25 protein-coding genes are annotated in these 24,836 nt (G+C 68.1%); 8 read left to right on the top strand and 17 right to left on the bottom strand.

Going from position 1 to position 24,836, the window contains the following annotated elements:
• Nucleotides 1-70: 70 nt before the first annotated feature.
• The 13 genes from V6U90_RS16230 to folE all read right to left on the bottom strand — a co-directional run bounded on the left by V6U90_RS16230 (nt 71) and on the right by folE (nt 9,727).
• Complete coding sequence (locus V6U90_RS16230) at nt 71-691, bottom strand: PIG-L deacetylase family protein (RefSeq protein ID WP_334436612.1); 621 nt, start codon at nt 689-691, stop codon at nt 71-73.
• On the bottom strand, nt 685-1,557 hold the full coding sequence (locus V6U90_RS16225; protein WP_334436610.1) for a 5'-3' exonuclease: 873 nt from the start codon (nt 1,555-1,557) through the stop codon (nt 685-687). The genes V6U90_RS16230 and V6U90_RS16225 overlap by 7 nt, the downstream gene beginning before the upstream one ends.
• On the bottom strand, nt 1,557-2,603 hold the full coding sequence (locus V6U90_RS16220) for a glycosyltransferase (RefSeq protein WP_334436607.1): 1,047 nt from the start codon (nt 2,601-2,603) through the stop codon (nt 1,557-1,559). Before V6U90_RS16220 ends, V6U90_RS16225 begins: the two co-directional genes overlap by 1 nt.
• A gap of 47 nt (nt 2,604-2,650) precedes the next feature.
• Nucleotides 2,651-3,235: a phosphoribosyltransferase gene (locus V6U90_RS16215; protein ID WP_334436605.1), complete on the bottom strand. Its 585-nt coding sequence runs from the start codon at nt 3,233-3,235 to the stop codon at nt 2,651-2,653.
• Complete coding sequence (locus V6U90_RS16210; RefSeq protein ID WP_334436602.1) at nt 3,232-4,161, bottom strand: radical SAM protein; 930 nt, start codon at nt 4,159-4,161, stop codon at nt 3,232-3,234. The genes V6U90_RS16215 and V6U90_RS16210 overlap by 4 nt, the downstream gene beginning before the upstream one ends.
• Nucleotides 4,161-5,210 (bottom strand): glycosyltransferase family 2 protein, encoded by a 1,050-nt coding sequence (locus tag V6U90_RS16205; protein ID WP_334436600.1) that lies wholly within the window; start codon nt 5,208-5,210, stop codon nt 4,161-4,163. The genes V6U90_RS16210 and V6U90_RS16205 overlap by 1 nt, the downstream gene beginning before the upstream one ends.
• A complete protein-coding gene (locus V6U90_RS16200; protein ID WP_334436598.1) occupies nt 5,198-5,713 on the bottom strand; it encodes a DUF6884 domain-containing protein in 516 nt (171 codons plus the stop codon). Before V6U90_RS16200 ends, V6U90_RS16205 begins: the two co-directional genes overlap by 13 nt.
• Nucleotides 5,710-6,297, bottom strand: a complete 588-nt coding sequence (locus V6U90_RS16195; RefSeq protein ID WP_334436596.1) for a formylglycine-generating enzyme family protein — start codon at nt 6,295-6,297, stop codon at nt 5,710-5,712. The genes V6U90_RS16200 and V6U90_RS16195 overlap by 4 nt, the downstream gene beginning before the upstream one ends.
• 12 nt (nt 6,298-6,309) lie before the next feature.
• On the bottom strand, nt 6,310-7,098 hold the full coding sequence (locus V6U90_RS16190) for an RNA-directed DNA polymerase (Reverse transcriptase) (protein WP_334436593.1): 789 nt from the start codon (nt 7,096-7,098) through the stop codon (nt 6,310-6,312).
• A gap of 178 nt (nt 7,099-7,276) precedes the next feature.
• Nucleotides 7,277-8,014, bottom strand: a complete 738-nt coding sequence (locus V6U90_RS16185) for a 7-carboxy-7-deazaguanine synthase QueE (protein ID WP_334436591.1) — start codon at nt 8,012-8,014, stop codon at nt 7,277-7,279.
• Nucleotides 8,015-8,019: 5 nt separating this feature from the next.
• A complete protein-coding gene (locus tag V6U90_RS16180; RefSeq protein ID WP_334436588.1) occupies nt 8,020-8,400 on the bottom strand; it encodes a 6-pyruvoyl trahydropterin synthase family protein in 381 nt (126 codons plus the stop codon).
• On the bottom strand, nt 8,400-9,122 hold the full coding sequence (gene queC, locus V6U90_RS16175; RefSeq protein WP_334436585.1) for a 7-cyano-7-deazaguanine synthase QueC: 723 nt from the start codon (nt 9,120-9,122) through the stop codon (nt 8,400-8,402). The genes V6U90_RS16180 and queC overlap by 1 nt, the downstream gene beginning before the upstream one ends.
• A complete protein-coding gene (folE, locus tag V6U90_RS16170) occupies nt 9,119-9,727 on the bottom strand; it encodes a GTP cyclohydrolase I (protein WP_334436582.1) in 609 nt (202 codons plus the stop codon). Before folE ends, queC begins: the two co-directional genes overlap by 4 nt.
• A 364-nt stretch (nt 9,728-10,091) precedes the next feature.
• On the opposite strand from folE, the gene V6U90_RS16165 reads away from it, so the two are divergent.
• On the top strand, nt 10,092-11,399 hold the full coding sequence (locus V6U90_RS16165) for a transcriptional regulator (RefSeq protein ID WP_334436680.1): 1,308 nt from the start codon (nt 10,092-10,094) through the stop codon (nt 11,397-11,399).
• Nucleotides 11,396-12,103 (top strand): SDR family oxidoreductase, encoded by a 708-nt coding sequence (locus V6U90_RS16160; protein WP_334436579.1) that lies wholly within the window; start codon nt 11,396-11,398, stop codon nt 12,101-12,103. The genes V6U90_RS16165 and V6U90_RS16160 overlap by 4 nt, the downstream gene beginning before the upstream one ends.
• Nucleotides 12,104-12,169: 66 nt before the next feature.
• Here the strand turns inward: V6U90_RS16160 and V6U90_RS16155 are convergent, their stop codons facing one another.
• From V6U90_RS16155 to V6U90_RS16140, 4 genes are all read right to left on the bottom strand, one after another.
• Entirely contained in the window at nt 12,170-13,315 is a 1,146-nt protein-coding gene (locus tag V6U90_RS16155; RefSeq protein ID WP_334436577.1) for a PIN domain-containing protein, read from the bottom strand.
• Nucleotides 13,316-13,383: 68 nt separating this feature from the next.
• On the bottom strand, nt 13,384-16,461 hold the full coding sequence (locus tag V6U90_RS16150; RefSeq protein ID WP_334436575.1) for a type I restriction endonuclease subunit R: 3,078 nt from the start codon (nt 16,459-16,461) through the stop codon (nt 13,384-13,386).
• A gap of 3 nt (nt 16,462-16,464) precedes the next feature.
• Nucleotides 16,465-17,661 (bottom strand): restriction endonuclease subunit S, encoded by a 1,197-nt coding sequence (locus V6U90_RS16145; protein ID WP_334436572.1) that lies wholly within the window; start codon nt 17,659-17,661, stop codon nt 16,465-16,467.
• A complete protein-coding gene (locus V6U90_RS16140) occupies nt 17,654-19,228 on the bottom strand; it encodes a type I restriction-modification system subunit M (protein ID WP_334436570.1) in 1,575 nt (524 codons plus the stop codon). The genes V6U90_RS16145 and V6U90_RS16140 overlap by 8 nt, the downstream gene beginning before the upstream one ends.
• 596 nt (nt 19,229-19,824) lie before the next feature.
• On the opposite strand from V6U90_RS16140, the gene V6U90_RS16135 reads away from it, so the two are divergent.
• The 6 genes from V6U90_RS16135 to V6U90_RS16110 are packed head-to-tail and all read left to right on the top strand — an operon-like array spanning nt 19,825 to nt 24,825.
• The gene (locus V6U90_RS16135; protein WP_334436567.1) at nt 19,825-20,037 is read left to right on the top strand and encodes a hypothetical protein; all 213 of its coding nucleotides are present in this window, start codon (nt 19,825-19,827) and stop codon (nt 20,035-20,037) included.
• A 3-nt stretch (nt 20,038-20,040) separates the two neighbouring features.
• The gene (locus tag V6U90_RS16130) at nt 20,041-21,921 is read left to right on the top strand and encodes a hypothetical protein (protein ID WP_334436564.1); all 1,881 of its coding nucleotides are present in this window, start codon (nt 20,041-20,043) and stop codon (nt 21,919-21,921) included.
• The gene (locus V6U90_RS16125; RefSeq protein ID WP_334436561.1) at nt 21,918-22,139 is read left to right on the top strand and encodes a hypothetical protein; all 222 of its coding nucleotides are present in this window, start codon (nt 21,918-21,920) and stop codon (nt 22,137-22,139) included. The genes V6U90_RS16130 and V6U90_RS16125 overlap by 4 nt, the downstream gene beginning before the upstream one ends.
• Nucleotides 22,140-22,148: 9 nt before the next feature.
• Nucleotides 22,149-22,418, top strand: a complete 270-nt coding sequence (locus V6U90_RS16120) for a hypothetical protein (RefSeq protein ID WP_334436558.1) — start codon at nt 22,149-22,151, stop codon at nt 22,416-22,418.
• 2 nt (nt 22,419-22,420) lie between these two features.
• Complete coding sequence (locus V6U90_RS16115; RefSeq protein WP_334436555.1) at nt 22,421-24,652, top strand: phage head morphogenesis protein; 2,232 nt, start codon at nt 22,421-22,423, stop codon at nt 24,650-24,652.
• A gap of 14 nt (nt 24,653-24,666) precedes the next feature.
• Nucleotides 24,667-24,825 carry a hypothetical protein gene (locus V6U90_RS16110; protein ID WP_334436553.1) on the top strand — a complete coding sequence of 53 codons (159 nt, stop codon included), beginning with the start codon at nt 24,667-24,669 and terminating at the stop codon, nt 24,823-24,825.
• Nucleotides 24,826-24,836 lie beyond the last annotated feature (11 nt).

Below are 24,836 nucleotides of genomic sequence, written 5' to 3'. Positions count from 1 at the left end.
GAACCCGGCCGATTCCATCACGCGCGGTGGAGCGACGCTCAGGCGCCACGGACGAGTTTGCGCCTGGTAGTCAAAGACCGGTCGCTTCTGGTAGACGGCCGAGGATCGGCACCGCGCGGAACGCTTCCGCGTGCGCGGAGTTGATCCGGCGGCCGTGCAGCCTTCCGAGGGCCTCGGCCATCGGGCCGAAGTGATCGATGATCGGTTGGGATGCGTGCGCTCGAAGGGCACTGATCTTGGTGGGCCAGTGGGCACTAACGTCGATGATGGTCGGAAGGCGGAGGGGGCGTCCGTCCTGGTCGAGGTTGTTGTAGCCGTCACTGTGGTAGGCCCGTTTCGGATGGCCGGTGGCGATGACGACGTCGGGTAGGGCGCTGAGGACCGCTTCGGCGCATTGGCGGTGGTCGGGATGGATGTCGATGGCCGGGTGGGTGATCAGCACATCGGGGCGGACTTCCCTGAGCACGGTGGCGACGATCGAGACGGAGAGTTGCTCCATCAGGTAGAGGCCGGCCCCGAGGATTCGTGCGCCAGTTGCGGCCTCGGCGTCGCGGACGGCATCGCGGTGAGGGACCGCGATGATGGCCGTACCTCCGTCGTGGACATGGCGGGCGATGGTGCCTCCTGCCCAGAGTTCGGCGTCGTCGGGGTGCGCCATGACGGTGAGCAGGACGGAGGCGGGCGTCACCACAGGCCGAGCTCCTCGACGACGACGGCCGGTGCGGGCAGGAGTTGATTCGGCTTACCGGTGGGGGTGACGGGGACGTCCAGTTCGTGGTTGAGGCGGATCATGTCGCGCCACTTGCGGGCAATATCGAGCTGTTCGCGTACGAGGCGGCCACGGCCGGTGTCTAGTCGGCCAGTGCCTGGCAGGTCGTCAAGGGTCGTGCCACCGGCGAGGAGGGTGGCGGCGGTCTTGGCCCCGATCCCCTGGACGCCCGGAATGTTGTCGGCGGGGTCGCCGGTGAGCGCGCGGAAGTCGGCCCACTGGGCGGGGGTGACCTGGTGGCGGGCGAAGACTTCGGCTGGGCCGATGTAGCGCTTGCCGGGGTGCATCTTGGTGTTGAGGACGCGGACGCGGTCGGTGACGAGTTGGTAGTAGTCGCGGTCGCGGGACATGATCACGATCTGGCGCGGTGGCGAGGTGGTGTAAACGAGCGTGGCGATGACGTCGTCTGCTTCGGCGTGGTCGAGTTCGGTCCAGATGATGCCGTGCTGGTCGAGGCCGCGCTTGACATCGGGCAGGAATTGGATCGGGGCCAGGGACGCCTCATCGGTGGGCCGTTGGGCCTTGTAGGTGGGGTCGATTTCCTTGCGGTCGCTGCCGCCGTACTGGCCGTCGAACACGACGATGACCTCGGGCTGCTCGGTGAGGTCTTCACGGATGGCAACGCGGAGCAGGGCGAAGAACGCGAATACGCCAGTGAGCAGGCGGGTCTTGTCGCGGGAGCGGATTTCGGCGGGGAAGCCGAAGGTGGCACCCCAGAGCAGGTTGTGTCCGTCGATGAGCAGGAGTGGACAGGGTTCGGGGGCAGATGGCAGGACGGAGCCGCCCATCAGCTCACCACCTTCAAGAGTTGGTTAGCGACAAGGGCGGGCCAATAGTCCCGCGAGCGGTAGTACGCGGCCCGTGATGCTGCGGCGTAGCCTACCGGGTCGGCCAGCAGGTGCTGGGTGGCGCGCCACAGGTTCTCTGGGCGGGGCTGGTACGGCACGACGACGCCGCCGTCGCCGATCAGGCTGGGCAGGTTCCCGACGTCGTAGGCGACGACCGGGGTGCCCGCAGCCATGGCTTCCAGTGCGACGAGGCCGAAGGTTTCGGCGTGGGACGGCACGATCACAACGCTGGCGCCGCCGAGCCAGGTCGACACCTCGTGCCAGACGAGGCCGTGCCGGAGAGCCACGCCGGGTGTCTCGGCGGCCAAGGCAAGGCACCTGAGGTGTACCTGTGCCTGGCTGCCGGCGGCCAACTCGAACGGTGCGTCGGCGAGCGCGACCTCGATGGGCCGGTCGAATCCGGTGATCGAGTCGAGCAGTTCGGCGACGCCCTTCTCCGGTCCGAGCCGGGCAAGGACGCGGATGGGGCCGGTGGCCCAGAGCCGGTAGCGGTCGTCAGGGGATTGTCGTCCGGGCAGGGTGAGCAGGGTGTTCGGCACCACGCTCCATCCGCTGCTGTCGTAGCCGCGGGCCGCCGCTTCGCTCAGCACCGTGGCCGAGGGCGCGATGACGGCGTCAGGGTTGCGGGACAGCGCCGCCTGCAGGTCTGCATCGTGGCCGACTACGTGTGCGGCGAGGACGTTGCGGATGCCCGGGTGGGTCGGCATGATCCGGCCGAGTCCCCACAGAGCGTCGACGTAGACGACCGAGTGCACCTGGCGCTGCCGGAACAGCCGCCCAAGCTCCTCGCCGATCGTTTCGGCGGATGCGTCGATCGCCGCGCGCAGGGTGGCGTCGTCGCAGGGAAACCGCACGTCGAGGCTGCGCAGTCGCTCGATGGGCACGTTGTGGTAGATCGATGGCGCGGCCGGGTCGGCGGTGACGATGACGGCTCCGGCTTGGATGTCCTGGAGGCCGGCGGCGTGCGCGATGACCGCGCGTTCCATCCCGGCCGGCACATCGGGCCGCCAGGAGACGAGGACGAACGCGATGGTCATGCGGTCTCGACCTGGCTCGGGGCCGGCAGGTCCTCGACCGTCGCGGCGGCGGGTGGCCGTTCCCAGGGAAACAAGACCCAGTCGTCGACGGTCCAGACCCACAGGTCCGGATTGAGGGCGCTCCCGGCGTTGCGGCACAACGCCACGGTGCGCAGGGCGACGTCTGGGCCGAGGTAGGCAGTGAGCTCGGGCAGCAGGGCGGCGAAGGTGGCACCCGTACCGCAGATGTCGTCAACGACCAGGACTGTGCCGGTCAGGTTGTGCGCGGCCAGTCGTCTGGTGAGAGGGCCGAGGTCGTAGGTGACGATGCCGGTCGCTTCGGTGTAGGTGGCGTCGGTGGGGTTGTGCTTGGCATTGACCTGGTGGGTCGGCAGGCGGAGGAATTCGCTGATGGCTCGTGCCGGGGCGAGGCCGCCGTTGGCGATGCCGATGGTGGCGGTGATCGGCCGGTACCGCTGCCGGGCGGCGTCGGCGAGCACCTCGATCGCCCGGTCGTAGGCGTCGGCCGGGATGCGGAGGAGCCGTCGGTGGCGGAACTGGCGTGGCTGGACAGGTGGCCGGTGCGCTGGTTGGGGGTTCATGCGGTGCCGTCCGGGGTGGTGAGGGCGAGGTCGGCGGGGCTGCGCAGAGGGCGTAGGCCGCCGATGTTCATGGCGGTGCTGTCGTTGCGCCAGACTCGGCCGTCGGCACGGATGACGGTGAAGTTGCCGGCGAGATCGCGGGTACGCAGCCGCATGTCGAGCCGCTCGGGAACGTTCAGTGCGCTGAACAGCGTCAGGGCGTCGTCATCGCTGAGCAGTTCGTCGGGCAGAGCGGAACCAGCGCCGATGGGCAGCATCTGTAGTGCGCTGAAGCCGCAGGCCCCGAGTCCGGCGGCGAGGTCCACCATCTCTTGCAGGTAGCCGGCGGTGCGGCGCATGAGCACGGTCTGGAGCTGTACGGGGATGCGCAGAGCGACTGCGGTCTGGATGCCTTCGACGGCTTTGGCGAAGCTGAGCGGTCCTCGGATGGCGTCGTGGCGGTCCGCGTCGGGGCCGTCGAGGCTGACCCGGATGGCGTCGGTGTGCTCGGCCAGTTCGGCGGCGCGTCGGGCCAGGTGCCAGCCGTTGGTGGTGATGGACGCGGCGCTGCGGTCCCCGCTCCGAATGATGTCCAGCAGCTTGGGCAGGTCTCGCAGTAGCAGTGGCTCACCGCCGGAGATGTCGACGCCGAGGATGTCGGTATTGGCAAGGACGTGGGCAACCCGGTGCCGTTCAGTGGTGTCCGCCTCTTCCACCGTGGTGTCGTCGAGGCACTGCGGGCAGTGCAGGTTGCACCGAACGATCGGCGACCAGCAGATGCTGTCTGGGGTTGACCGGTTGAGGTCGCCGAGGGCAACGGGTGGCCAGCCGGTCACCGTGGCCTGGGCCAGGGTGATCCGGCCGTTGCCGATGGGGGTGGGTGCGCGGTGTGTCATCCCGGATGCGGGGTCGTGGATGAGGTCGCCGTCAGCGGCGAAGGTTCGCATCATCGCAGGGTCTCTGCCTTCCGCAGGAGAGTTTCGGCGCGCTCGGCCAAGTCCGCGGCGCGGGCGGTGGGTGCGGGCTGCTCACAGAGCTGCCGGTAGAGGGCGATCCGGGGTGCGACACCAGCGAGCTTGGCTTTCCACGCGGCGGCGGGATCGGGTGGGTCGATGTGCCAGCCTCGGGCTTGCCGCAGCGGGATGACGAGGCAGCCGTGGCTGATGAGCGCAGCGCCGAGGTGGGTGTCTTCGGCACCCCAGCCATCTGCCCCGAACCCGTCGGCGAAGCCGCCGACGTCCAGCACCGCGCGCCGAGGTGCGGCGACGAGGGAGGTGACGACCATGCGGGGCAGGTCCCAGTCGTAGTACGTGCGGCCGTGACCGAGGTCAAGGAACTCCCGGGTGTCCTCAAGCGGCCGGCCGACGAACACCTTCGGGTAGACCTGGCCGGTGTAGAACATCGGCACACCTGCCGGTGGGGTCCATCGCACCCGATGATCCGCATCCAGGTCGGGCTCACCGGGCGGCACGACCGGGTAGCCGTTGGCGTCGGGCAGGTAGGGGATGTTGTGCCGGAAGCCGACGAGGACGGTGTCCTGCCGGGCGCGGGCAGCGATGTCGGCCAAGGCGTGATCCCGCACGACCACGTCGGCGTCGAGGAACACGATCGTGTCGCCGGTGGCGAGGTGCACGCCGACGTTCCGGGCCGCTCCCGCCCCAGCGCGGGCGCGCAGGCGGACGGCCCGGTCAATGCGCGGATGCGCGGCCAGCAACTCGGTGGTGGCGTCGGTGGACGCGTCGTCGACCACGATCACCTCGACGGACGCCGCAGTGCGCTGCTCGGCAAGCGCATCGAGAACCGGCGGCAGACTGTAGGCGGTGTCGCAGGCGGGGATGACCACGCTGATCCGGGCTCCGTCGCCGAGTTGCGGCGGGGTCGGGGCATGCCAGTCCAGGCCGGTGCGGTCGGTGAAGGCCGTGGTGACGTGGCGGTGGTCGTTGCCGGTGGCGGCGAGCGCCTCGTTGAGGGTGGCGGGCACGCTCACCACCCCCACGCGTCCAGGATCGCGGCGGCCTCTGGCCAACCGCCCGCATGGTCGGCGATCCAGTGGATACACGGCCGTCGGCTGTCGGAGAGGAGATCGGCGAGCAGCACCAGGTAGAGCGGTTCGGCCACCACGAGGATGTCGTCGGGGGTGTGGTCGCTGAACAGGTCGGGTTGCAGCTGTGCCCAGACGCGCGGGCGCAGCTCGGAGGCGCGGGCCGGGTCGAGAGGGCGGTCGTAGGTGTGCAGACGGGTGTCGGCGGTGACGAGGCCGTGCGCGGCGGACAGGAATCGGACCCGGCTGCGCTGGTGCGGCAGGTGACCGACCCGGGAGCGCAGGCCTGGGACACAGCCACCGTCGTAGAGATCGAGGGCAGGCAGCGGCGTGGTCGTTGGCGTCTTCTCCGCGGAGCAGCCGACGATGACCAGCTCCGCCGGATGGGTGTGGGCCGTGTCGGCGGTATGGGTGAGGGAGTCGACGGGATGGGCCAGTCGCGGGCGTCGGAGATTCATGGGATGCGCACCGGCCTCACGGAGATGCCAGGGCTGCGGCGTTCGACGGGCGCTGCGTTGAGGAAGGTGGTGTGGGCGTACAGCGGCGGCGAGGCGTACGAACCACCCCGGATGATCTTTCCCTGGCCCATGGCGGTGCTGTTGGTCCATTCCCAGACGTTGCCCGCCAGCCCCAGCACGCCCTGGGGCGTGGCGCCCGCCGGATGCCGTCGGACCGGCTGGGGAGCACGTGGTGACTGTCCGGCACCCGTGAGCAGAGCGTGGTCAGGGGTCCACGGTTCGTCGCCCCACGGGTACAGGCGGCGACTCGATCCGGCGGCGATCCACTCCCACTCCACCGACGTGGGCAGGCGCCCGCCAGCTTCGGTGGCGAGCCGGACGGCGTCGTCGTAGCTGATGCCGGTGACCGGCAGGTCGGTGTCGCCGAGGCCGCACTGCGCGACGGTGAGCGGCGTCTCCGCGACGAGGAGCGCCGGCACGGGGCGGGGTTTACGGGCGTCGCCGTAGAGGCAGGTACCGGAAGGAACGTGTACCCAGCGCACGGCGCTGACGACTGCGGGCGGTCTGCTCGGTGTGATGGTCATCGGTGGTTCCCTTCATCCGTCGATGAGGAACAGGTCTTCGGTGTTCGCCTGGTGCGGCGGCCGGACGCGGCTCTTGCGCGGGTGCGGCTGCATCTGCACCGTGGCGAGGGCGGCGCTGAGGGCGTCGAATGCGACGGTCGCGCCGGGCTCGTCCGCCGCGAAGATCAGGTAGTTGTCGGCGAAGCGCACGGCCGGCCAGTCGGTGAGCAGTGCGTCAACCTGGGATAGGCGCAGGTGAAACAGCACCGGCCACAGGCCGCTGCCCGGGACGAGCGGCCCCGGCAACGCCTCGACGGCGCGGCGAAACAGACGCAGGAACGAGCCGTCGGCCACGTGGACGGCGAGCCAGTCCACGAACTGTTCGGTGCTGCCGCCCGTCGAGGCGCCGGCCACGTCGACATCGGCGACCCACTGCCGTCCCGCCGCCAGGTGCTGCTCGGCTTGGCGCAGGGCGGTGATCCGGTTGCGGCGCGGCCGGTACGCCGATACCCAGTCCGCCAGGACGGAGCGCTCGAGGATCGGCTCCACCGCGCGGCGCATTGCCCGGTGCACGATGCGGTCCTCGACCGTCGGGATAACCGCGGGGAACACTTTGCCCGTGTAGGACATGATCTCCACATGCCGTAACGGGTCCGGCTCCCACGTCCCCGTCCGCAGCCGGCCGGACAGGTCACCGAGACGCGCTCGCAGACCATTGCGGTAGCCGGCCCAGGTAAGCCCGTCAGCACCCGGTGCGGCAGCGCGACGCATGCACAGCCGCGCCGCCGCCACCAGATGTGGCAGGTCTACCAGGAAGGGCATGAGTGAGTGCGCTGGGGCCTGCACAGGTGAGGCGGGTTGGGCTATCGTTGGGTTCGCTTGGACGGCAGGAACGATCCCGCCGCCGACGATCGCAGGGCCGCTCCCCAACACGCGCGGCTGGTCACGGCGGGAACGACGGCCCCGTCCAAGCCCATCCAGCGGGTGTAAGCCCGGTGCTTCAGCGGCCACGGGTGTCCTCCCACAGCAACACGTGCAGGCGGCTGCTCAGGTGCCAGCCTCTTGCTATGACCGCGTCCGCGAGGTCCCGCATCCCGCCCAGGACTTCCTTGCTGTTGGTGCCTTCGGGCATCACCCACACCGGGTCCAGCCCGAACCGCTCCTGCAACCGGGCGATCTCGTCCAACTCCGCCGTGCTGGTGGCCACGAACTTGAACACGGCCCGCCCCGAGGCCGCCAGCGCTGACAGTGCGGCCGGGGTGATGCGCCGCCGACCGTCCCTCGCCCCGGCGAAGCCGGGCAGCTTCGGAGACACGTTGAACGAGGCCGTCGACGCGACCAGATCCGTCAGGGGAACGACGGTGCCGTTGGTCTCGATCTCTACCCGTCGCCCCGCCTCGGTGACCGCCTCCACCACAGGCAGCAGCCGATCCTGCTGCAACAGCGGCTCGCCGCCGGTGATGACCAGCAGTCGCGTCGGCTGCCTCAACACCCACCTGACGACATCTTCGGCGGTGCGCTGGGTTGTGTGCGCGCGCAGATCAAAGCGGGAGACATCCCAGGTGTACGGGGTGTCGCAGCGTGGGCAGGACAGGTTGCACCGCGACAAGCGCAGGAACACCGCCTGCTGACCGGTGCTCGGGCCTTCGCCCTGCAAGGTCGGGCCGAATGTCTCCGCGACGAGCAACGGCAGCACCGGCGAACCGGTCGCGGTCGGCGGCACGGCGGGCGTGGCCATCGCGGTCATGACAGGCCCGGCCCGTACTCGGCGAAGGTGGATGCCGTCTCCGACACCCGGACCTTCTCCACCCGCACGAGGGCCGGGAGCCGCAGGTGCTCGCAGCACCAACGGTAGAAGTAGGCGGCGAGGTGCTCGCTCGTCGGCGGCGCGTCCAGGACGGCGTTGAGGTCGCGGTGGTCGAAGTGGTCGCGGACATGCGCGCCGAACGGGCCGAGTTCGGCGAAGTCCACGATGAAACCTGGCCGGGTCAGCTCACCATCGGTGACGAGGTGCACCTCGACTATGTAGCTGTGCCCATGAACGCGCGCGCACTGGTGGCCTTCGTGCAGGTCGGGCAGCGAGTGCGCGGCCTCGAACCGGAACTGCTTGCCGATGCGGTGCATCAGCTCACCTCCGATGTGGTGACGTACGCGGTCGGGTCTGTCACGCCGGCTTTCTCGAACGCCTCGCGCCGCTCGACGCAGGTGCCACAGGTTCCGCAGTGCCGTTGCCCGCCCTTGTAGCAGGACCAGGTATCGACGAACGGCACGCCAATGACGTCACCGAGTCGGGCGATGTCGGCTTTCGACCAGCCGATGAACGGCGCGACGACGCGAAAGCCTGCGGGCAGGAATCCTTCGTTCGCTATTCGGGCAGCTGACTCGTAGGCGGCCAGGAACGCCGGGCGGCAGTCGGGGTAGATCGGATGGTCACCGGCGTGGGCACCGAACCCCACCGCATCCGCACCGGCCGAGACAGCGCGCGCCACGGCCACATCGAGCATGATCGCGTTTCGGTTGGGCACGACCGTGGCGCGCATCGACGCGTCGGTGTAGTGCCCGTCCGGCACATCGACGCGGACGTCAGTGAGGGCCGATCCCGACAGCACACCGACGATGCCCGTCAGGTCGACCACGTCGTGTGGCGCGCGCAGGGCCTCAGCGGTCCGTGCCGCGTAGTCCAGCTCGCGGCGATGTCGCTGCCCGTAGTCGCATGACAGCAGCGTCACCGCTGACCCGGCCCGATGCAGGGCATAGGCCAGAACCGTGCTGTCCATGCCACCGGAGACGATGACGACGACGTGCGTGGGCACCGGAGTGACCAGCGGCAGTGCGAAGGTGTTCACGGCCGCGACCTCCGCCCGGCCACACTGAGAAACTCCGACCGCAGCGTGGCGTCGCGTTCCAGCGCGCCGCGCCACGTCGAGGTCACCGTCGAGGCACCCCGCGCCTTCGCGCCGCGCAGCGTCATGCAGAGGTGCTCAGCCTCGACGAATACCCCGATGCCACCGTGGTCCGGGACGACCCGCTGCAGTCCGTCGGCGATCTGCTGCGTGACGTTCTCCTGGACCTGAACGCCGCGTGTGGCGTGCTCGACCAGCCGCGCCAGCTTCGACAACCCCAAGAGCCGAGCACCCGGGAGATATCCGACGGTCGCCGAGCCGACGAACGGCAGCAGGTGATGAGCGCATATCGCGGCGAACGCCACATCCTGCACGATGACGAAGCCCTGGTGCTTCGCCTCGTTGAGGAAGTCTGTCGCCTCGAACGGCGTCGGCGTCAGCATCTCGCCGTACGACAGCACCATCCGTTCCGCCGTCCGCCGAAGGTGCTCTACTTGGGTGTCGACGCCGAGCGCGACCAGCATCTGCTCAGCGGCGGCAACCGCAGCAGCGACGTCTGCGCCCACCACCTGAGCGGGCGCAGGTGCACGTGTTTCGATCACCGTCATTTGCCAACTCCTTGGTGTGAAGGTCCGAGCTGTAGCGCTGCGGAGTCCAAACATGGGTTCACATGCGAGGCGTGCTGCTTCGGTTGGAAGATGACGCCGCTGAGGTCGCCTGGAAGTAGCAATCGGTGCAGTCGTGTCAGGTCGGAATTGACCCGGCTGACGCCGGAGCGGATCGCCTGTTCAGAAAAGCCGAATGACTAGATCAAATCGACGGGGGTTGTGTTGTCTCGCTGTTGTCTCCTGGCCGTAATCGAATAGTTTCCGCAGTTGAGCGCGTATCTTTCTGGCTGCTTCGGGCTAGAGTGACGGCGATGACCGGGGAGGCAGGATGACGCGAGCGCCATCGCCACGGAGCCAACTCTTGGTGCATCCGCTGAGCTATGTTCGAGAACAGCGAAGCTGGACGCAGCAAGACCTTGTCAACGTCATCGCGCGCCGCCTGAACACCGCCGCACGGCGGGAGAAGGCGTGGCGCTGGGAGCGATGGGGCGTGGTGCCGGATGAAGATTCACAGCTCGCACTGGCCGACGAGCTTGGCGTTGATCGGCAGACAGTCAAAGCGCTCGGATGGCCTCATTGGCTCCCGACCGGCCCGGCGATCAGCACTACAACACCGTGGACGTTCGATGGAGCAGTGGCTCTCCTTGACGGTACTGCGGGGCCAGCGGTGCTAGATCGCCGAGGGTTTCTGATCATGCAGGCCGGGTTGGCTGTTGCGATAGCGGAGCGGTGGCTTGCGGCCGAGCCTCCCAGAATCAACGCGGCGCTCCAAGGAGGCCGCGTCGACGCGGATCTTCTCGATTGCTTTGAACAGCGACTACCGGCGCTGCGCCGCATGGACGCCAGTCTTGGCGGCGGGAGCGTGCGTTCCCTGGTCGACGCGGAGCTTCGCTTGGTCACGGATCTCCTGCGCCACAGTAGCTACTCGGAGGCGTCCGCCAACCGCCTGTTGACCGTCGCCGCCGAACTGGGTCGGATCGCCGGCTGGGCAAGTTTCGACGCGGGCTTCCACGCTGCGGCCGAGCGCTACTGGTTGGCCGCCCTCCACGCTGCTCACTCCGCATCCGACCGTGCGGCCGGTGCCAACATCCTGAAGTGCATGAGCCTGCAACGAGTCGACACGGAGCGCCCCACCGAGGCGCTTCGCCTTGCCGACGCTGCGCGGGCTGGGGCGAAGACCGCGCCCGCGCGGGTACGAGCGATGCTTACTACTCGCCTGGCTCGCGCCCATGCGGTGCTCGGTGAGTCGGTCGCGTGCGAACGACGGCTGGCAGAAGCCGACACGGAAATGTCCCGTGCCGACGATGAAACCAGTCCCGCGTGGGCCAGCTACTTCGATCACGCGGAGTACTCGGCCCAGGTTGCCGCGTGCTACCTCCTCCTGCAACGGCATCAGGCAAGCGACCAATGGCTTCAGCAGACGCTCGCTCTCCAACCCGCCGAGCGCAGTCGAGACCGCGCAACCTACCTGATCTGGCGCGCCGACTCCGTTTTCAACCTTGGAGACATCGACCATGCGTGCGCCCTGGTGGCCGAGGCCGCCCCCGACGTCGCCGCCAGCCGCTCGGTGCGCAACCACCGCCGCCTACTGGACATCCACGGTCGCCTGACGGTCCATCGACACCCCGCCGTAACCGCGCTGGACGAGCGCGTGCGTACTCTGCTCGCATGAGTGAGGCCAGGCGCGTAGCCGTGATCACCGGCTCCAACCGTGGGCTTGGGAAGGCCATCGCCCGGGGCATAGCCCGGACCGGTGCCCACGTGGTCGTCACGGCTCGTACCGAGGAAGCCGCCGTGCGGGCCGCTGACGAGCTATCCGCGGAGGGACTTTCCGCATCCGGCCATCAGCTCGACATCGCCGACCCAGCCAGCGTCGCTCGCGCGATGGCCGACGTGGGCCACCAGTACGGCCGGCTGGACATCCTGGTGAACAACGCCGGCATCGCCATCGACCGTGGCCAGGCGGCGGCCAGCGCCGACATCGAGAAGGTGCGAGCAACCCTGGACACCAACATCATGGGAACCTGGCGCTGCTGCACTTCGGCCATCCCGGAGATGAGGAAGAACAAGTACGGCAGAATTGTCAACGTCTCCAGCCACATGGGCACCTTTGGCGAGATGGGGCCGGGAAGCGTTTCCTATCGGGTGTCCAAGGTGGGAGTGAACGCTCTGACCTGCATTCTTGCGGCCGAGTTGAAGGACGACGGCATTCTGGTGAATGCCGCCTCACCGGGAAAGGTCGACACCCGCCTGGCCTACGGGAAGGCGAACTGTACGCCGGATGAGGCTGCGGATACCTTCGTGTGGCTTGCCACCCTGCCATCGGATGGCCCCACCGGGAGGCTCTTCTTCCAGCGTCGGCCCCTAGCCTGGTAGCTCGCGACACCGGAGGTAGCCGGGTGGGAGACGTCTGCGGCAACGGCGGCGGCTTCGGCCGGGCGGTCACGGGGTCGGCTTCGGCGTGCCGAGCAGTTGTCCCACCTGCTGCTCGGTCAGGTTTGTTCTGGCCGCGATCTCGACGTGGGTCAGGTCGATCGCCAGCTGTTCAAGTGCCGCTCGACGGAGCCGTTTCAGCTCCGCGTCGTCCTGCTTGCCGGCCGCGATCGCTTCACTTGCGCGGATGATCCGCTCGGCCGGGTCCTGAATCTTCCGCACCTCGGCGGCGGCGCCGCTGCCGATCCCCGCCTTGCCCCTGCGTTTGCCTGATGAGCCTGGCTGTTCTTCCTCGTCGTCGGGCTTCTCCATCTTGAGCACGTTCAGGCCGGCGGCTCGGCCGCGGAACGCCATCCCGGTGTCGATGGTTGCCAGCCACACGGGGCGGCCGGCCAGGGACTGAACGGCGACTGCCCGATCTACGATCTCGTCATCGGCGATCGGCACCCGGACGTGGCCGGGTGGGTCGAACAGGATCTGTACGGTCACCGAGCCGCGTAACTCGCCGCCGGCCATGAGCTGGTGCAGACCGGATGGACGGATGACCCCGATTTGGTCTGGCGACGGTAGGAGCTTGTCCAGGTAGGCGAGGGTGTAGCTGGCGCGCCACTTCTTGTCGTGCACACGCTTCAGCCCGTCGAGTTCGTCGATGACGACCATGGGCACGATGATGTGGATGTCGTCGGTGCCCGCGCACATTGCTGCGGCGAGGTCGAGATCCTCCAGCTTGTCGCGGTGTTCGATGAAACACGTCGTGTCGAGGACGATCAGTTCACCCGGTCGGGTGAACCTCTCCATCTCGTCCGTCAGGTCCGCCAGCACTCGCGTGAGCACGTGGATCCGCTCGTCGAGTTCGGCGGACACGAATCCGTTGAGAAGCCGTTCGCCAGCCGGGTCGATGGAAGCGAAGGTGGTCGTGGCAGTGAGCGCCAACTCCCAGCTCTTCGTCGGGACCAGGTGCTCTGCCTCGGCCGGGCGGACCTGGTTGCGGAGCATCCTCCGGGCTTCCTGCGCCCAATCGATGTAGGAGATGACCCGCCCGAGGGCACGTTGTCCGCCACCGCCGCCGCGTAGGTTGACGAGCTGCTGGTGCAATCCGGTCAGGATGGAGCGCAGATTCTCCCGGTCGTGGCCGGGGAGCGGGATGATGAGCACCAGAGCATCCTGCCCTCCCGCCGTAAGTCACTCGCGTTCGGTCCGGTTGCCCGGGTGTCGTCCCTTCGTCAGTCAACGAGGTAGTGGGCTTCGATGTAGGCGACGGTGGAGTCATACGGCTCTCCCACTGGCTTCAACATGTACCGGCGGAAGACGGCGGCGGTGGCGCGGCGGACGCCTCGGTTGCGAGCATCTGCGTTGTCCCATGACTTTGCGAGGGTTTGGGTAACCACCTTGTCGATTTCCTCGGCCAGGTTCCTCTCGGTGACGGTGAGGCCAGGCGGTGCGTGGTCGTGGATGATCCGTGACAGGACGCCTACGTGGTCATCGTCCAGCACGATGACGGCTTCATCGGGGTGCTTCTCGGCGTTCACGATGGCGCGGGCGATCCGAAGGGCTTCGGCCAGGAACTCCAGGGCGTCCTGGGCGTTCTGGATGATCCGGTCGCGCAGCAGCCTGATCCGCTCGGCGAGGGCGGTGTACTTCGCGGACCCTGGTTCGACCCCCTTGTCGAGGGCGGCCTTGATCTGGTCCAGGATTTCCGCCGCGGACGGGGGTTTCTTGTCCTCGCCGTTGTCCTTGTCGGGCTTGGGGCGGACGAGGGCCATCAGCTCCTTGAGGATGGCGATGCCCTGGGCGTCCAGGACGAGGGGTTCCTCCTGGGAGGCGACCACGGAGAAGGAGTGGACGTGGGCGTTGATGATCTCCAGGACCATCGGTCCCAACTCGCTGAGCCGTTCCTTCCTCTCCTCGTCGGAGGACTTCTTGAACAGGGTCGTGTACACGGACCCGAACAGCCCGAAGCCGTCCCGGTACTTGGTGACCCGCTTGTCGGTGCTGATGAGCGGATACAGGCGGGCCAGGAGCCGGTAATCCTTGCTGAACACCTCGGCGGCACCGGGGTTGGCGTCCAGGAAGACGTTGATCGCCCGCACGGACTCGTATCCGTGGACCGTGAGGTCTAGGTCGTCTACGTCAGCGAGGAGGTCTTCGATGCGAGCGAAGGTGGTGCGGAACTCGGCGACCAGCTCGGTCGGGTCGGTGACGAACCCTCCGCCCTTGCCGGCCCCTGCCGCAGTGGGGTCGACGACGGCCCGCTGGACCTCTTCGGCCAGGCCGATGTAGTCCACGACCACGCCGGAGGTCTTCACGAACCCGGTCGGGGACACCCAGGTACGGTTGGGGCGGGTGATGGTCTGGAACAGGGTGTGGGCCTTTAGCGGCTTGTCCAGGTAGAGGACGCCCTCGTTGGGGGCGTCGAACCCAACCATCAGCTTCGCGGTCACCACCAGGAAGCACAGCGGGTCGTCGGGGGTGAGGAACCTCCGCTTCTGTTCTTCCTCCTCGGCTTCCGAGAGCTGGTAGGGCCGCATGGCGGGGTCTTCGTCCTTGGAGTCGGAGACGGAGATGTTCACCTCGGCGGTGATCCGGTTGTGCTTCCCGACCTCGGCGAGTACCTGTGACGCCTCAAACCCGGCCAGTAGCTCGTTGATCTTGTCCGTGTACGTGACGGCCAGTTCGCGGTTGTAGGCGACGACCTGGGCCTTGAGGCCGTTACGGTAGGCGCCGGCGAGGTAGTGGTCGACGATGTCCTGGCAGACCGTGTGGATGCGTTCGGGGTTGGCGAACACCGAGGTGAGGCGCCCGAACTTGCGGGACAGGGCCTCGCGGTCGGGGTCGTCGAGGTCGAAGTCGTCGGCGAACTGGTCGAACTCGGCCTGCAACTCCTGGTCGTTCATCTCGAAGGCAACCGGGTGCGGGTCGAGCATGACCGGGACGGTCGCCTCGTCCCGCAGAGACCGGGACACCGAGTACCGATGCAACACCCTGCCCGGGTCGGCCTCCTCACCGAAGAGGGCGAAGGTGTCGGTGGCGAGATTGCGGATGGGCGTGCCGGTCATGCCGAAGAACTTCGCGTGCGGCAGTGCCGCACGCATCTGCCCGGCCAGGGACTTCTCCCTGTCGGATTGGGTGCGGTGTGCCTCGTCGACCAGCACGATGATGTTGTCCCGGGTCGACAGGTTCTTGCCGGCGTTGGCGAACTTGTGGACGGTCGTGGAGATGACGCCACGCACGTCGCCGGCCAGCAAGGACCGCAACTCCTGGCTCGTGGCGGGCTGATGGAAGTAGGCGTCCCCCATCGCGGAGGTGAACACCCCGGAGGTCTGCCGGACGAGCTGGGTCCGGTCTGACAGCAGGATGATGGTGGGCGACTCGGTACGGGTGTCGGCCAGTAGCAGTGAGGCGGCGAACACCATCAGCAGCGTCTTCCCGCTGCCTTGGTGGTGCCAGATGAGGCCCTTCTGGCCGCCGGCGAGGACTCGCTCGTGGATCAGGTGGGCGGCTTCCCTCTGCGGGTAGCGGGGCAGGTACTTCTTGTCCGCGCCGCCGCCGGAGGTGTCGAACAGGGCGAAGTTGGCGAGCATGTCCAGGACGGTCGCCGGGTTGAGCAGCAGCTCGACGGAGCGTTGCACGTCGGCCTGCCCGGACAAGTTCTCGTCGTCGGCGGTGGACCGGAACGGCTGCCAGAGGTTCAGGGGCGCGCCAACGGCACCGAACCGCAGCTTCAGCCCGTCGGAGGCGACGGCGAAGACGTTGGGGGTGAAGAACCAGGGGTACTCGGTGGCGTACACGTCATTGATCTCGCGGGCGGCGTTAGCCCACCCGGACTTCGCGGTCGGCGACTTCACCTCGACCACGACCAGGGGCAGCCCGTTGACCCAGTACACGAGGTCGAACCGGCGGGAGGTCTTGCCGGGGACGGTGATGGTCACCTCGTCTGACACGACAAGCGTGTTGGCGGTCGGGTGTTTGACGTCGATGATCTTCAGGGCGTGCCACATGCCGTCGGCGTCCCGGAACTCCTTCTGCCCGCGCAGCAGGCGTAGCACCTGCTCGTTGGCCCGCACCAGCCCGCCCTCGACAGCGTTGACCGTGGCGGTGATCTCCTCGACCACCGCATCCACGTCGAACCCGCCGATTACCGCAGGGTTGAGCCGGACGAGGGAGTCCCGCAACTGGCTGGCGATCACAGTCTGCGTCGTCTCACGCGGCAGCGATCTGCCCGCTGTGTAGCCCCAGCCCGCTGGGAGAGACCACTGGATCACCAGATTCTGGAACTCGCGCTCCCGAATGCCCTTCGCCACGGATCAGACCTTCAGTTCGGCGGATTTGATATCGATGGTGCGGTCTAGAAGCCCCGACAGAAGCCCTGCCCGGACTTTGCGAAGGCAGGCGGCTTCAGCAAGGACAGCCTCACGCTGCTTCCGAAGCGCGGATAGTGCGGCATCAACCACAGCAAGACTCTCCGGGCGAGGAAGTGCCACCAGGATCGAGAACAGCTGCTTGCGGTTAACCTTGGGCATCTTGGTTCGCCCAGCCATCGAAACCGAGGATTCGACGACACGTTCCTGGAGTAGTACCTCACGCAGCAGCGTCGCAGGGACGCCATCCTTGGGCGTAAGTGGGTAGGCGTCTGCACTGCACAGCCCTGAAAATCCCGGGACGGCAACCTTCCGCAGCGACGGACGAATCTTCGAGTAGATGACGTCGCCTTCGCCGAACAGATACTTCCCGCTAATGAGTCCGTCTTCCCGAGCTGTTCGTGCGCCGATGATTTCACCGGTATCTTTGGCAATCGCCTCAACACCGATATGGATCAAGTCCGCGTACTCCTTTAGTCTTGGGTCCACGAGCCGTGCGGTCAGCTCGCAGACATCGGAGAGCGGGATCAGCGGGGCATCCTGCAGCAGCGACTCACGCGTTGCATGATGAACCCGGGTGAGTGCGTTGGCCTCGACGTCGAGTGTGGTGATCTGGTCGTCCACCGCTTCGACAATCTCGACTATCCGTTTCTGTGTAGGCAGGGGCGGAATGTCCACGACGATACTGAGAAAGTCGGCGGGCTTCACCCGCTCACGCCTGCCCCCCATTCCCTTAGACGCTCCCTGAAGGGCGTCCCACATGCCCTGCGTCGTGGTGAGGATGCGAAAGAAGGAAGGGTCCGCGTCGGATGCGAACGTAAAAGTGGGGAACTCCTGTGAAGCGAACGATTCCGGCAGGTCGTCAGGCGTGACGGTCACAGCGCCCTCGAACGCCTTGAGTCGACTGTAGACGAGCACCCCTGGGCCGATTCGATTAAGCTGCTTGTAGGAGGTCGAACTCCCTGCTACGGGATCTCGGTAGAGCAGCCCTCGCCCTCTGTTGAGCACCCCCACGGTTGGGTACATCTGTCCGGGGTCCACGTCTACGGATTCCAGATTCAGGCTGAGGAACCGTGCCAGAGGAGCCCGGACCCAACCCTCCTGGAAGCCGGCGGCATGGTCATCACTCATCGGGTCACTCATCGAAGCCCTCGATGCCGGCACCGGTGAGTACGTCGAGCATCCGCTGCTCGGTCTTCCGCCGTTCGGCCCGGGCGAGGTTGTACGCCTTGATCAGGGTGCCTAGGTCTTCGCTCTCAGTGGCGGACTGCTTGATGTACCGCCCGATGTTGAGGTCGTACCCGTTCGCCGCAATCTCGGTGGTGGGCACGAAGCGGGCTGCCAGGCCATCATCGCCGTCGGGGTCCACTGGACTGCCGGCGGCATCGAAGTCCGAGCGGTAGGTGGTCACCATGTAGGCGATGTCGGCCTCGGTGAGGATGTTGCGATTCTTGACCTTGGTGAACCGCTTGGATGCGTCGATGAACAACACACCGTCCTGCCGTTCCACCGGCTTGGTTCCCGATGTACGGAACACCAGGATCGCCGTGGGGATAGGAGTGTTGTAGAAAAGGTTGGGGGGCAGGCCGATGACCGCCTCGAGGAGGTCGTCGTCCAAGACGCGCTGGCGGATGGCTGCTTCCTGGCCGCCGCGGAAGAGGACGCCGTGAGGCAAGACGACGCCAGCGCGGCCCTTCTTCGGGTCCATACTGGCGATCATGTGTTGCACGAACGCCCAGTCCGCCGACGACTGCGGGGCGACACCGCCGACTGCGCGTGGGTCCTTTGTCCAGGGTTTCCACTTCAGACTGTACGGCGGGTTGGCGACGATCACATCGAACTGTGCAATGGACCCGTCCGGCTTCTTGAAGCGCGGGTTCTTGAGGGTGTCGCCGACCTCGATCTGGAACTGGGTGAGGTTGTGCATGAAAAGGTTCATGCGAGCCACACCCGCAGTGTCCGCGACGGCCTCCTGCCCGTACAGCTTGAGCGTGTAGCCACGCCCGCCGCGGGCCTTCAGGAGGTTCGCGGAGGCGATAAGCATGCCGCCCGACCCGCAGGTCGGGTCGTACACCGACTCGAAGCTCCTGGGGGCCACGATCTCGACGATCAGCTCGACGACCTCGCGCGGGGTGAAGAACTGGCCGGCGCGGGTGCCGGACCCGTCGGAGAAACGTTTCAGCAGGTACTCGTACGCCCCACCGAGCACGTCGTGGGACATGTTGCCCTCGTGCATCTGCGGGACACGGTCCATCGCCTGCATGACCGCCGCCAGCACCTCTCCCGGCAGCACTTCCTCGGAAGTCCACGTCATGGATCCGAACAGGCGGGAGAACTTGTCAGGGTTGGCCGTCTCGATGGCTTGCAGGGAGGCGCGGACCCGCTTGCCGAGGCCGGGCTGGGTGATGGTGGCGAGGATGGACGACCAGGAGGCGCGACGTTGCTGGACGGTGCCGGGGTGGATGAACGGGATCTCGAACGACTGGTAGTCGCGGTACTCGATCTCGTGGGCTTCCTCGACAGAGAGGCCGTCCAGGTCCTCGTTGTCGGCGAGGAACTCCTGGTGATGGTGCTCCCAGGTGTCCGACAGGTACTTCCAGAACATCAGCGGGAAGACGACCGAGGAGTATTGCGCTTCGGGCATCGCCACGCGTAGCTCGTCGGCGGCGTCCCACAACCGGTTCTCGATCTCCTGCTGAGTCACTGCCATCAGTCGGGGTGTCCTTGCTGCTCAGGGGTTGGCGGCCCTAGGGCCGGAGCGCTTCTGCTGGTGACCCGGGCATGCCCGGCACGAACGCCTCAGGCGTGCTCTGGCGAGTTGAAAGCGAGGGGCATTCTATTCCTGTATGGATGAATGGCCAACAAGGACAATCCACATGCGACGACGCTAATGGTCCAAACAGCACCTTGGCCGCTGGCACTCTCGGCATGACCTGACGACTTTGCCGGGGCTCTGAACCCCTGCCAGTCGCTACTCACAGTGAAGGGGGGCGTAGGTCTGTTGCTCGCACCAGGTCGCCTCGGGGGCCACTCGGTGATGGCGGCGCTGGCACCTGTGCCGCGATGAACACGACCACGACAAGCGAAGAAGCTGAGTAGATCAGCCGCGAGGTGGGGCAGGGGTGGGGGTATCCCGGCGTGGACTCAGGCCACCATGGGTGACAAGGGTGTCCGGCCGCAGTGCCTAAGCGTATGCTCACAACCGTGGTGGGGTTGGTCGAGATCGTGGTGGTGCTTCTCGCTGTCGCCCGCGTGACCAGGCTGGTTACAGCTGACGAGATCACCCGGAGACCCCGAGAGGCGGTCGTGAGGCGGCTGCCCGAGGGCAGCGCCTTCGCGTACCTGCTGTTCTGCCGCTGGTGCATGTCCGTGTGGATCGCCGCGCCGGCAGCCGGCGGCTGGTGGCACGTCTCCGACATCCCTCGCTGGTCCGGGCACTGGTGGGTCGATGTGTCCACGGTTGCGCTGGCTCTGTCGTACGCGACCGGCCTGCTGGTGCGAGCCGAGCCCGAGGAGTAGTGCATGGCGTGGTGGGGCACGAAACCGAACGTCGACAGTGAGGTCGGAAAGGCGACCGCCGTCGTCGCCTCGGCGGCAAAGATGCGCTACGAGTCCAGCGGCAGCCTGCGGAAGGTCACCAAGCAGGAGTGGCAGGAAGAGGCTTGGCGGCACTACGAGCAGTGCGGCGAACTGGCGTACCTGGTCGACCTCATCGCGAAGGCGATGGGTCGTGCCCGGCTGTACATCACCCAGGTCGACGATCAGGGCCGGCCGGTCGAGACACCCGATCAGGCGCCGGCCGGCGTCAACGAGACGTTCCTCGGCGGCCCCGGCCAGCAAAGCGAGCTGTTGCACGACGCCGGGATCCAGCTCGGCGTACCCGGCGAGTGCTACCTGATCGGGGAGCAGGAGAAGGACGAGGACGGTAGCGCCACCGACCGGGAGAGGTGGTTCATCGCCTCCAACGATGAGCTGCAGGAGCGTGCTGGGAAGTACGTGCTCGACCAGGGCGATGGTCCGCGTGAGCTGGAAGCCGACGAAACCGTCATCGTGCGGATCTGGGCGCCGTCGCCCCGCAGGCACGCCCTACCGAAGTCGCAGGTGCAGGCCAACCGGCGGGTGCTGCGGCTGATCGAGCGACTGACCCAGTATGTGCAGTCGCAGATCGACTCCCGGCTGGCCGGGGCGGGCATCCTGCTGCTGCCGAACGAGCTGAGCTTCGCGTCCGCTGAGCAGGAGGAGAACCCCGAGGACGGGGTGTCGTCGTTCCTTGCCACTCTGACTGAGGCGATGACCACTGCGGTCAAGGACCGCGACTCGGTGGCCGCTCTCGTCCCGATCGTCGTGCAGGGACCGGCCGAGTACTTGGAGAAGGCCCGGCTGCTGTCGTTCGCCACGGAGCTGAGCTCCACCGTGCCATCGATGCTGGACGGCGCGATTCGCCGGCTGGCCCTTGGCTTGGACGCCCCGCCGGAGATGCTGCTCGGCATGACCCAGGCGAACCACTGGGGTGCCTGGCTGACCGACGAGGCGACGATCAAGTACCACGTCGAGTCGAAGCTGGAGCTGTTCTGCGCGGCACTGACGCAGCAGATGCTGTGGCCGGCGCTGGACGGCGCGCCCGGCGTTGCCGACCCGCGCGGGTGGATCGTCTGGTACGACACCAGCGAGTTGACGCAGAGCCCGGACAAGGGCGCGGACGCCAAGGACCTGTACGGACTCGGAGAGTTGTCCGGAGCCGCCCTACGTCGAGAGACCGGATTCGGCGAGGAGGACAAGCCGACCGACGAAGAGCGGGAGCTGCGTCGGCTGCTGGAGATCATCCGGACGGTGCCGGCGTCCGGTCCGCTGCTCGTGCAGCGGCTGCTGAAGGTCGCGGGGGTGAGCGTCGACATCGACCCGGAGGCGTTGAAGCCGGCGCCGCAGCCGGCCGAGCTGCCGCCCGGCGAAGCGCCGACCGAGGACGAGGAGCCGACGACCGAGAAGCCGCCGGACGGCGACACCGAGAACCGCGGCCCGCCGGAGCAGAACGCCGTCGCCGCGTCGGCGGCCGACGCGCTGGCCGAGCCGTTCGTGGCCGCGTGCGAGGTCCTGGCTCTGCGGGCCCTGGAGATCGCCGGCAAGCGCATCCTCGGCAGGGGGCGCTACCAGCACGTGCACCTGAAGGCGTGGGAGTACCACACGGTCCGACCGTCCACCCCGCCCTCGGTGGCCAGGTTGCTCCACGATGCGTGGACAGCGGTGCCGGCGGTCGCCACCAGGCTCGGCGTCGACGCGGAGAAGCTGACCGCCGCCCTGACCGGGTACGTCGGCGGGTTGCTCGTGTCGGGCAGCCGACACGACCCGGCGGAGCTGCGGGAGCACCTGGCCCGGACGGTACGCGGTGAGTTGGTGGGGGCGTGAGCACCCCGACAGCCCAGCCCTCGACCGCTGAGCTGGAGGCCACCGGGGGCTGGCTGTGTCAGCGGTCCGGGCCCGGCAAGGGATGTGAGCCGCTGCGGTGGAGCCAGTGCCGGGCCTGCGGCTGGCACGGCGAGCTGTGGGACGGCGACCAGCCGCCGCTGCTCGACGCCGGGCACGTCTGCGAACCGGCCGCCGTGGAGCGGCGGAACCCACGTTGAGGAGACAGGATGGATGATCCCGAGAAGGTGCTGATGAGCAAGCTCGCCGAGGGGCTGGCTGCTGCGGGCATCGTCCTCGACAAGGACTTCGTGCGGCTGGAGCTGTCCGAGGACGTGCTGACTCTGCACCGGCTGGCGCGAACTCCTGTGGGTATGCCGGCCCGGATGCCGGACGGGTCTGCGCAGGTCACCACCACGACGATCCCCGTGGTCACCGGGGACCCGGACGACGGGCCCTCGGACCCGCCGTCCATCGACGAGCCGCTGGCGGACCGGTAGCCATGGCCGACGACGCCGACCCGTGGCTGCCGCTGCGCCTCGACCACGAGGCGCGGGTCGTCGCTGCCGAGAAGCGCGTCGAGCGCGCCGCCCGGGCCGCGCTGGCGGCGTGGCTGCGGTCGGCCCGTGCGGCCACCCTGCCGGCCGTCACCGCGGCGGCGTTGCCACCGGACCCGTCAGCGCTCGCCGGCACCGGGCAGGCGTGGTTCGAGGCGATGACGGTGCACCTGCTGCCCGAGGTCGAGGCGACGTTCCTCGCCGGGGTCGCCGACGCAGGCGGCGACATGCAGCTGGTGCGGGTGGCCATGATGAAGGACGAGTACCTGGCGGCGCTGCCGAACAGGCTGTCGGGTGTGCCGGACAGCGCGTGGACGGAGGTCACGGCAGCCATCGCGGAGCTGACCGCCGAAGGCGCGAGCATCCCGCGGATCCGCGATGCCATCGAGGCGATCCTGGGCGAGCGGTCCTGGGAAGGACGGGCGGTGACGATCGCCCGAACCGAGACGATCGGGGCGTACAACGCGGGCACGCTGACCGGGTGGCTGACCGCCGCGAGCGCGCTCGACGAGAAGCTGGACAAGGTGTGGGTGGCCACGCACGACGAGCGCACCCGGCCGGACCACCGGGCCGCCGACGGGCAGCGGGTCGCCCTGGACGCGACGTTCATGGTCGGTGGGGTGCCGCTGCGGTACCCGGGCGACCCGGCGGCTCCGCCCGGACAGACGGTGCAGTGCCGCTGCACGATGATCGAGGTGGAGGCCGACGCGCCCCTGCCTGCGATCCCTGAGCACCCGTGGCCCCGACGGGATCGGGCCACGGCGTTGGACACGGTGACGGCGGCGGTAGCCGCGAAGGGTGGCAATCAGATGGCGACGTGGAAGGGGACGCTGGCGCCGCTGGGTGCCAGGTCGGGGGACCGGCGGATCTTCGCGGTCGACGGGGAATGGTCGTTCCGCGACCTGCCGCTGCCGCTGCGGTGGGCGCGTGAGGACGCACCCGGGCACGAGGGCGCGGTGACGATCGGCCGGATCACCGCCGGCGAGGTGCAGAAGTCGAAGCTGACCGGCGTCGGGGACTTCATTGATGCGGTGCCGGAGCTGGGCGAAGCCCTGGAGCTGCTGCGCAGCGGCGTGCTGTTCCCGTCGGTGGACCTCGACGACTTCGAGTTCACCTACACCGACGGTGAAGGCAAGCCGATCGAGGAGATGAGCGACGAGGAGTGGGAGGCGTTCTTCGAGGCTGGCGAGGAGCCGTACGTCACCGTGACGAAGGGGCGCGTGATGGCGGTGACCCTCGTCGGGACGCAGGCGTTCATGGAGGCCCGGCTGGAGTTGGTCGACGACGAGCCGGCCCAGGGCGACGGGCCCTCCGACGAGGAGGAGAAGGAACCCACCGAGGAGAAGGAAACCGCAGCGGTCGCGGCGGCGGGCGCGGTGGCGACGAAGAAGCAGGTCGCGCCCCTGTACCCGCCGAGGGCGTGGTTCGACGACCCGGGCTTGGCCGAGCTGACGCCGGTCACGGTGACCGCCGACGGGCGGGTGTTCGGGCACCTTGCCGACCGCGACTGCCACCTGTCCTTCCTCAACGGCGGGCAGTGTGTGCTGCCGCCGGAGGAGGGCGGGTTCGACTGGTTCCACCGGCCGGAAATTCAGACAGCCGAGGGGGAGCTGGTCGCGGTCGGGCACATCACGGCGGGGACCGGGCACGCCGACCTGGCGGCGAGCGCGGCCAGGGCGGTGGCCCACTACGACGACACCGGCATGCAGGTGGCGGTGGTCCGGGCCGGCCGGGACGCTCACGGCACGTGGATCGCCGGGTCGCTGGTGCCGGAGGCCACCGAGGAGCAGGTGCAGTTGCTGCGCCGTTCTCCGCTGTCGGGGGACTGGCGGTGGATCGGCGGGGCGCGGCAGCTCGTCGCGGCCTTGTGCGTCAATGTCGGCGGGTTCCCCGTGGTCCGGGGGCGGTCGTCCGGCGGCCGCGCGTACGCCATGGTCGCCTCCGGTTGGGCGGGGTGGCTGCCATCCGACCCGGCCGGCCGCCAGCGGCGGCGGGAGGGCGCCCCGGCGACGCCGGCCGCGATCGACGCGGCGGTGCGCCGCGCCGTGGCCGCCGGGTTTGCCGCCGAGCGGCAGCGTACGGCCAACGCGGTGGCCGCCGAGCGGATCGCCGCGACGATCGGCAGGGACCGACGGAGCCTCCTGGCGGCGCTGACCGCCTCGGTACACACGAGGTAGCGAAGGAGGTAGTGGTGCCCTGCAACTGCGGAGGCAAGGCCCGGACGGCCACCGTGTGGGTGGTGTCCTACGACGACGGCCGCAAGGGCGGCGAGTACGCGTCGAAGGCGGACGCGGAGATCGCGGACGTGCGTAAGGGCGGCGGCGGCACGATTCGCCGGGTCCAGAAGTAGCGACGGCCTGG

Origin of the sequence: Micromonospora sp. CPCC 206060, assembly GCF_036906895.1 — a bacterium.
Lineage (GTDB): Bacteria > Actinomycetota > Actinomycetes > Mycobacteriales > Micromonosporaceae > Micromonospora.
Note: the sequence above shows the minus strand (reverse complement) of the source record. Positions and strands in the feature narration are given on the sequence as shown.

What these genes read in the sequence shown, in the direction of transcription:
- V6U90_RS16140 (WP_334436570.1), bottom strand. Translation starts at nt 19,228, where the DNA reads ATGGCAGTGACTCAGCAGGAGATCGAGAACCGGTTGTGGGACGCCGCC.
- V6U90_RS16200 (WP_334436598.1), bottom strand. Translation starts at nt 5,713, where the DNA reads ATGAATCTCCGACGCCCGCGACTGGCCCATCCCGTCGACTCCCTCACC.
- V6U90_RS16185 (WP_334436591.1), bottom strand. Translation starts at nt 8,014, where the DNA reads ATGGCCACGCCCGCCGTGCCGCCGACCGCGACCGGTTCGCCGGTGCTG.
- V6U90_RS16210 (WP_334436602.1), bottom strand. Translation starts at nt 4,161, where the DNA reads ATGCGAACCTTCGCCGCTGACGGCGACCTCATCCACGACCCCGCATCC.
- V6U90_RS16120 (WP_334436558.1), top strand. Translation starts at nt 22,149, where the DNA reads ATGGATGATCCCGAGAAGGTGCTGATGAGCAAGCTCGCCGAGGGGCTG.
- V6U90_RS16190 (WP_334436593.1), bottom strand. Translation starts at nt 7,098, where the DNA reads ATGCCCTTCCTGGTAGACCTGCCACATCTGGTGGCGGCGGCGCGGCTG.
- V6U90_RS16145 (WP_334436572.1), bottom strand. Translation starts at nt 17,661, where the DNA reads ATGAGTGACCCGATGAGTGATGACCATGCCGCCGGCTTCCAGGAGGGT.
- V6U90_RS16130 (WP_334436564.1), top strand. Translation starts at nt 20,041, where the DNA reads ATGGCGTGGTGGGGCACGAAACCGAACGTCGACAGTGAGGTCGGAAAG.
- V6U90_RS16220 (WP_334436607.1), bottom strand. Translation starts at nt 2,603, where the DNA reads ATGGAACGCGCGGTCATCGCGCACGCCGCCGGCCTCCAGGACATCCAA.
- V6U90_RS16180 (WP_334436588.1), bottom strand. Translation starts at nt 8,400, where the DNA reads ATGCACCGCATCGGCAAGCAGTTCCGGTTCGAGGCCGCGCACTCGCTG.
- V6U90_RS16225 (WP_334436610.1), bottom strand. Translation starts at nt 1,557, where the DNA reads ATGGGCGGCTCCGTCCTGCCATCTGCCCCCGAACCCTGTCCACTCCTG.
- V6U90_RS16215 (WP_334436605.1), bottom strand. Translation starts at nt 3,235, where the DNA reads ATGAACCCCCAACCAGCGCACCGGCCACCTGTCCAGCCACGCCAGTTC.
- V6U90_RS16195 (WP_334436596.1), bottom strand. Translation starts at nt 6,297, where the DNA reads ATGACCATCACACCGAGCAGACCGCCCGCAGTCGTCAGCGCCGTGCGC.
- V6U90_RS16160 (WP_334436579.1), top strand. Translation starts at nt 11,396, where the DNA reads ATGAGTGAGGCCAGGCGCGTAGCCGTGATCACCGGCTCCAACCGTGGG.
- folE (WP_334436582.1), bottom strand. Translation starts at nt 9,727, where the DNA reads ATGACGGTGATCGAAACACGTGCACCTGCGCCCGCTCAGGTGGTGGGC.
- V6U90_RS16115 (WP_334436555.1), top strand. Translation starts at nt 22,421, where the DNA reads ATGGCCGACGACGCCGACCCGTGGCTGCCGCTGCGCCTCGACCACGAG.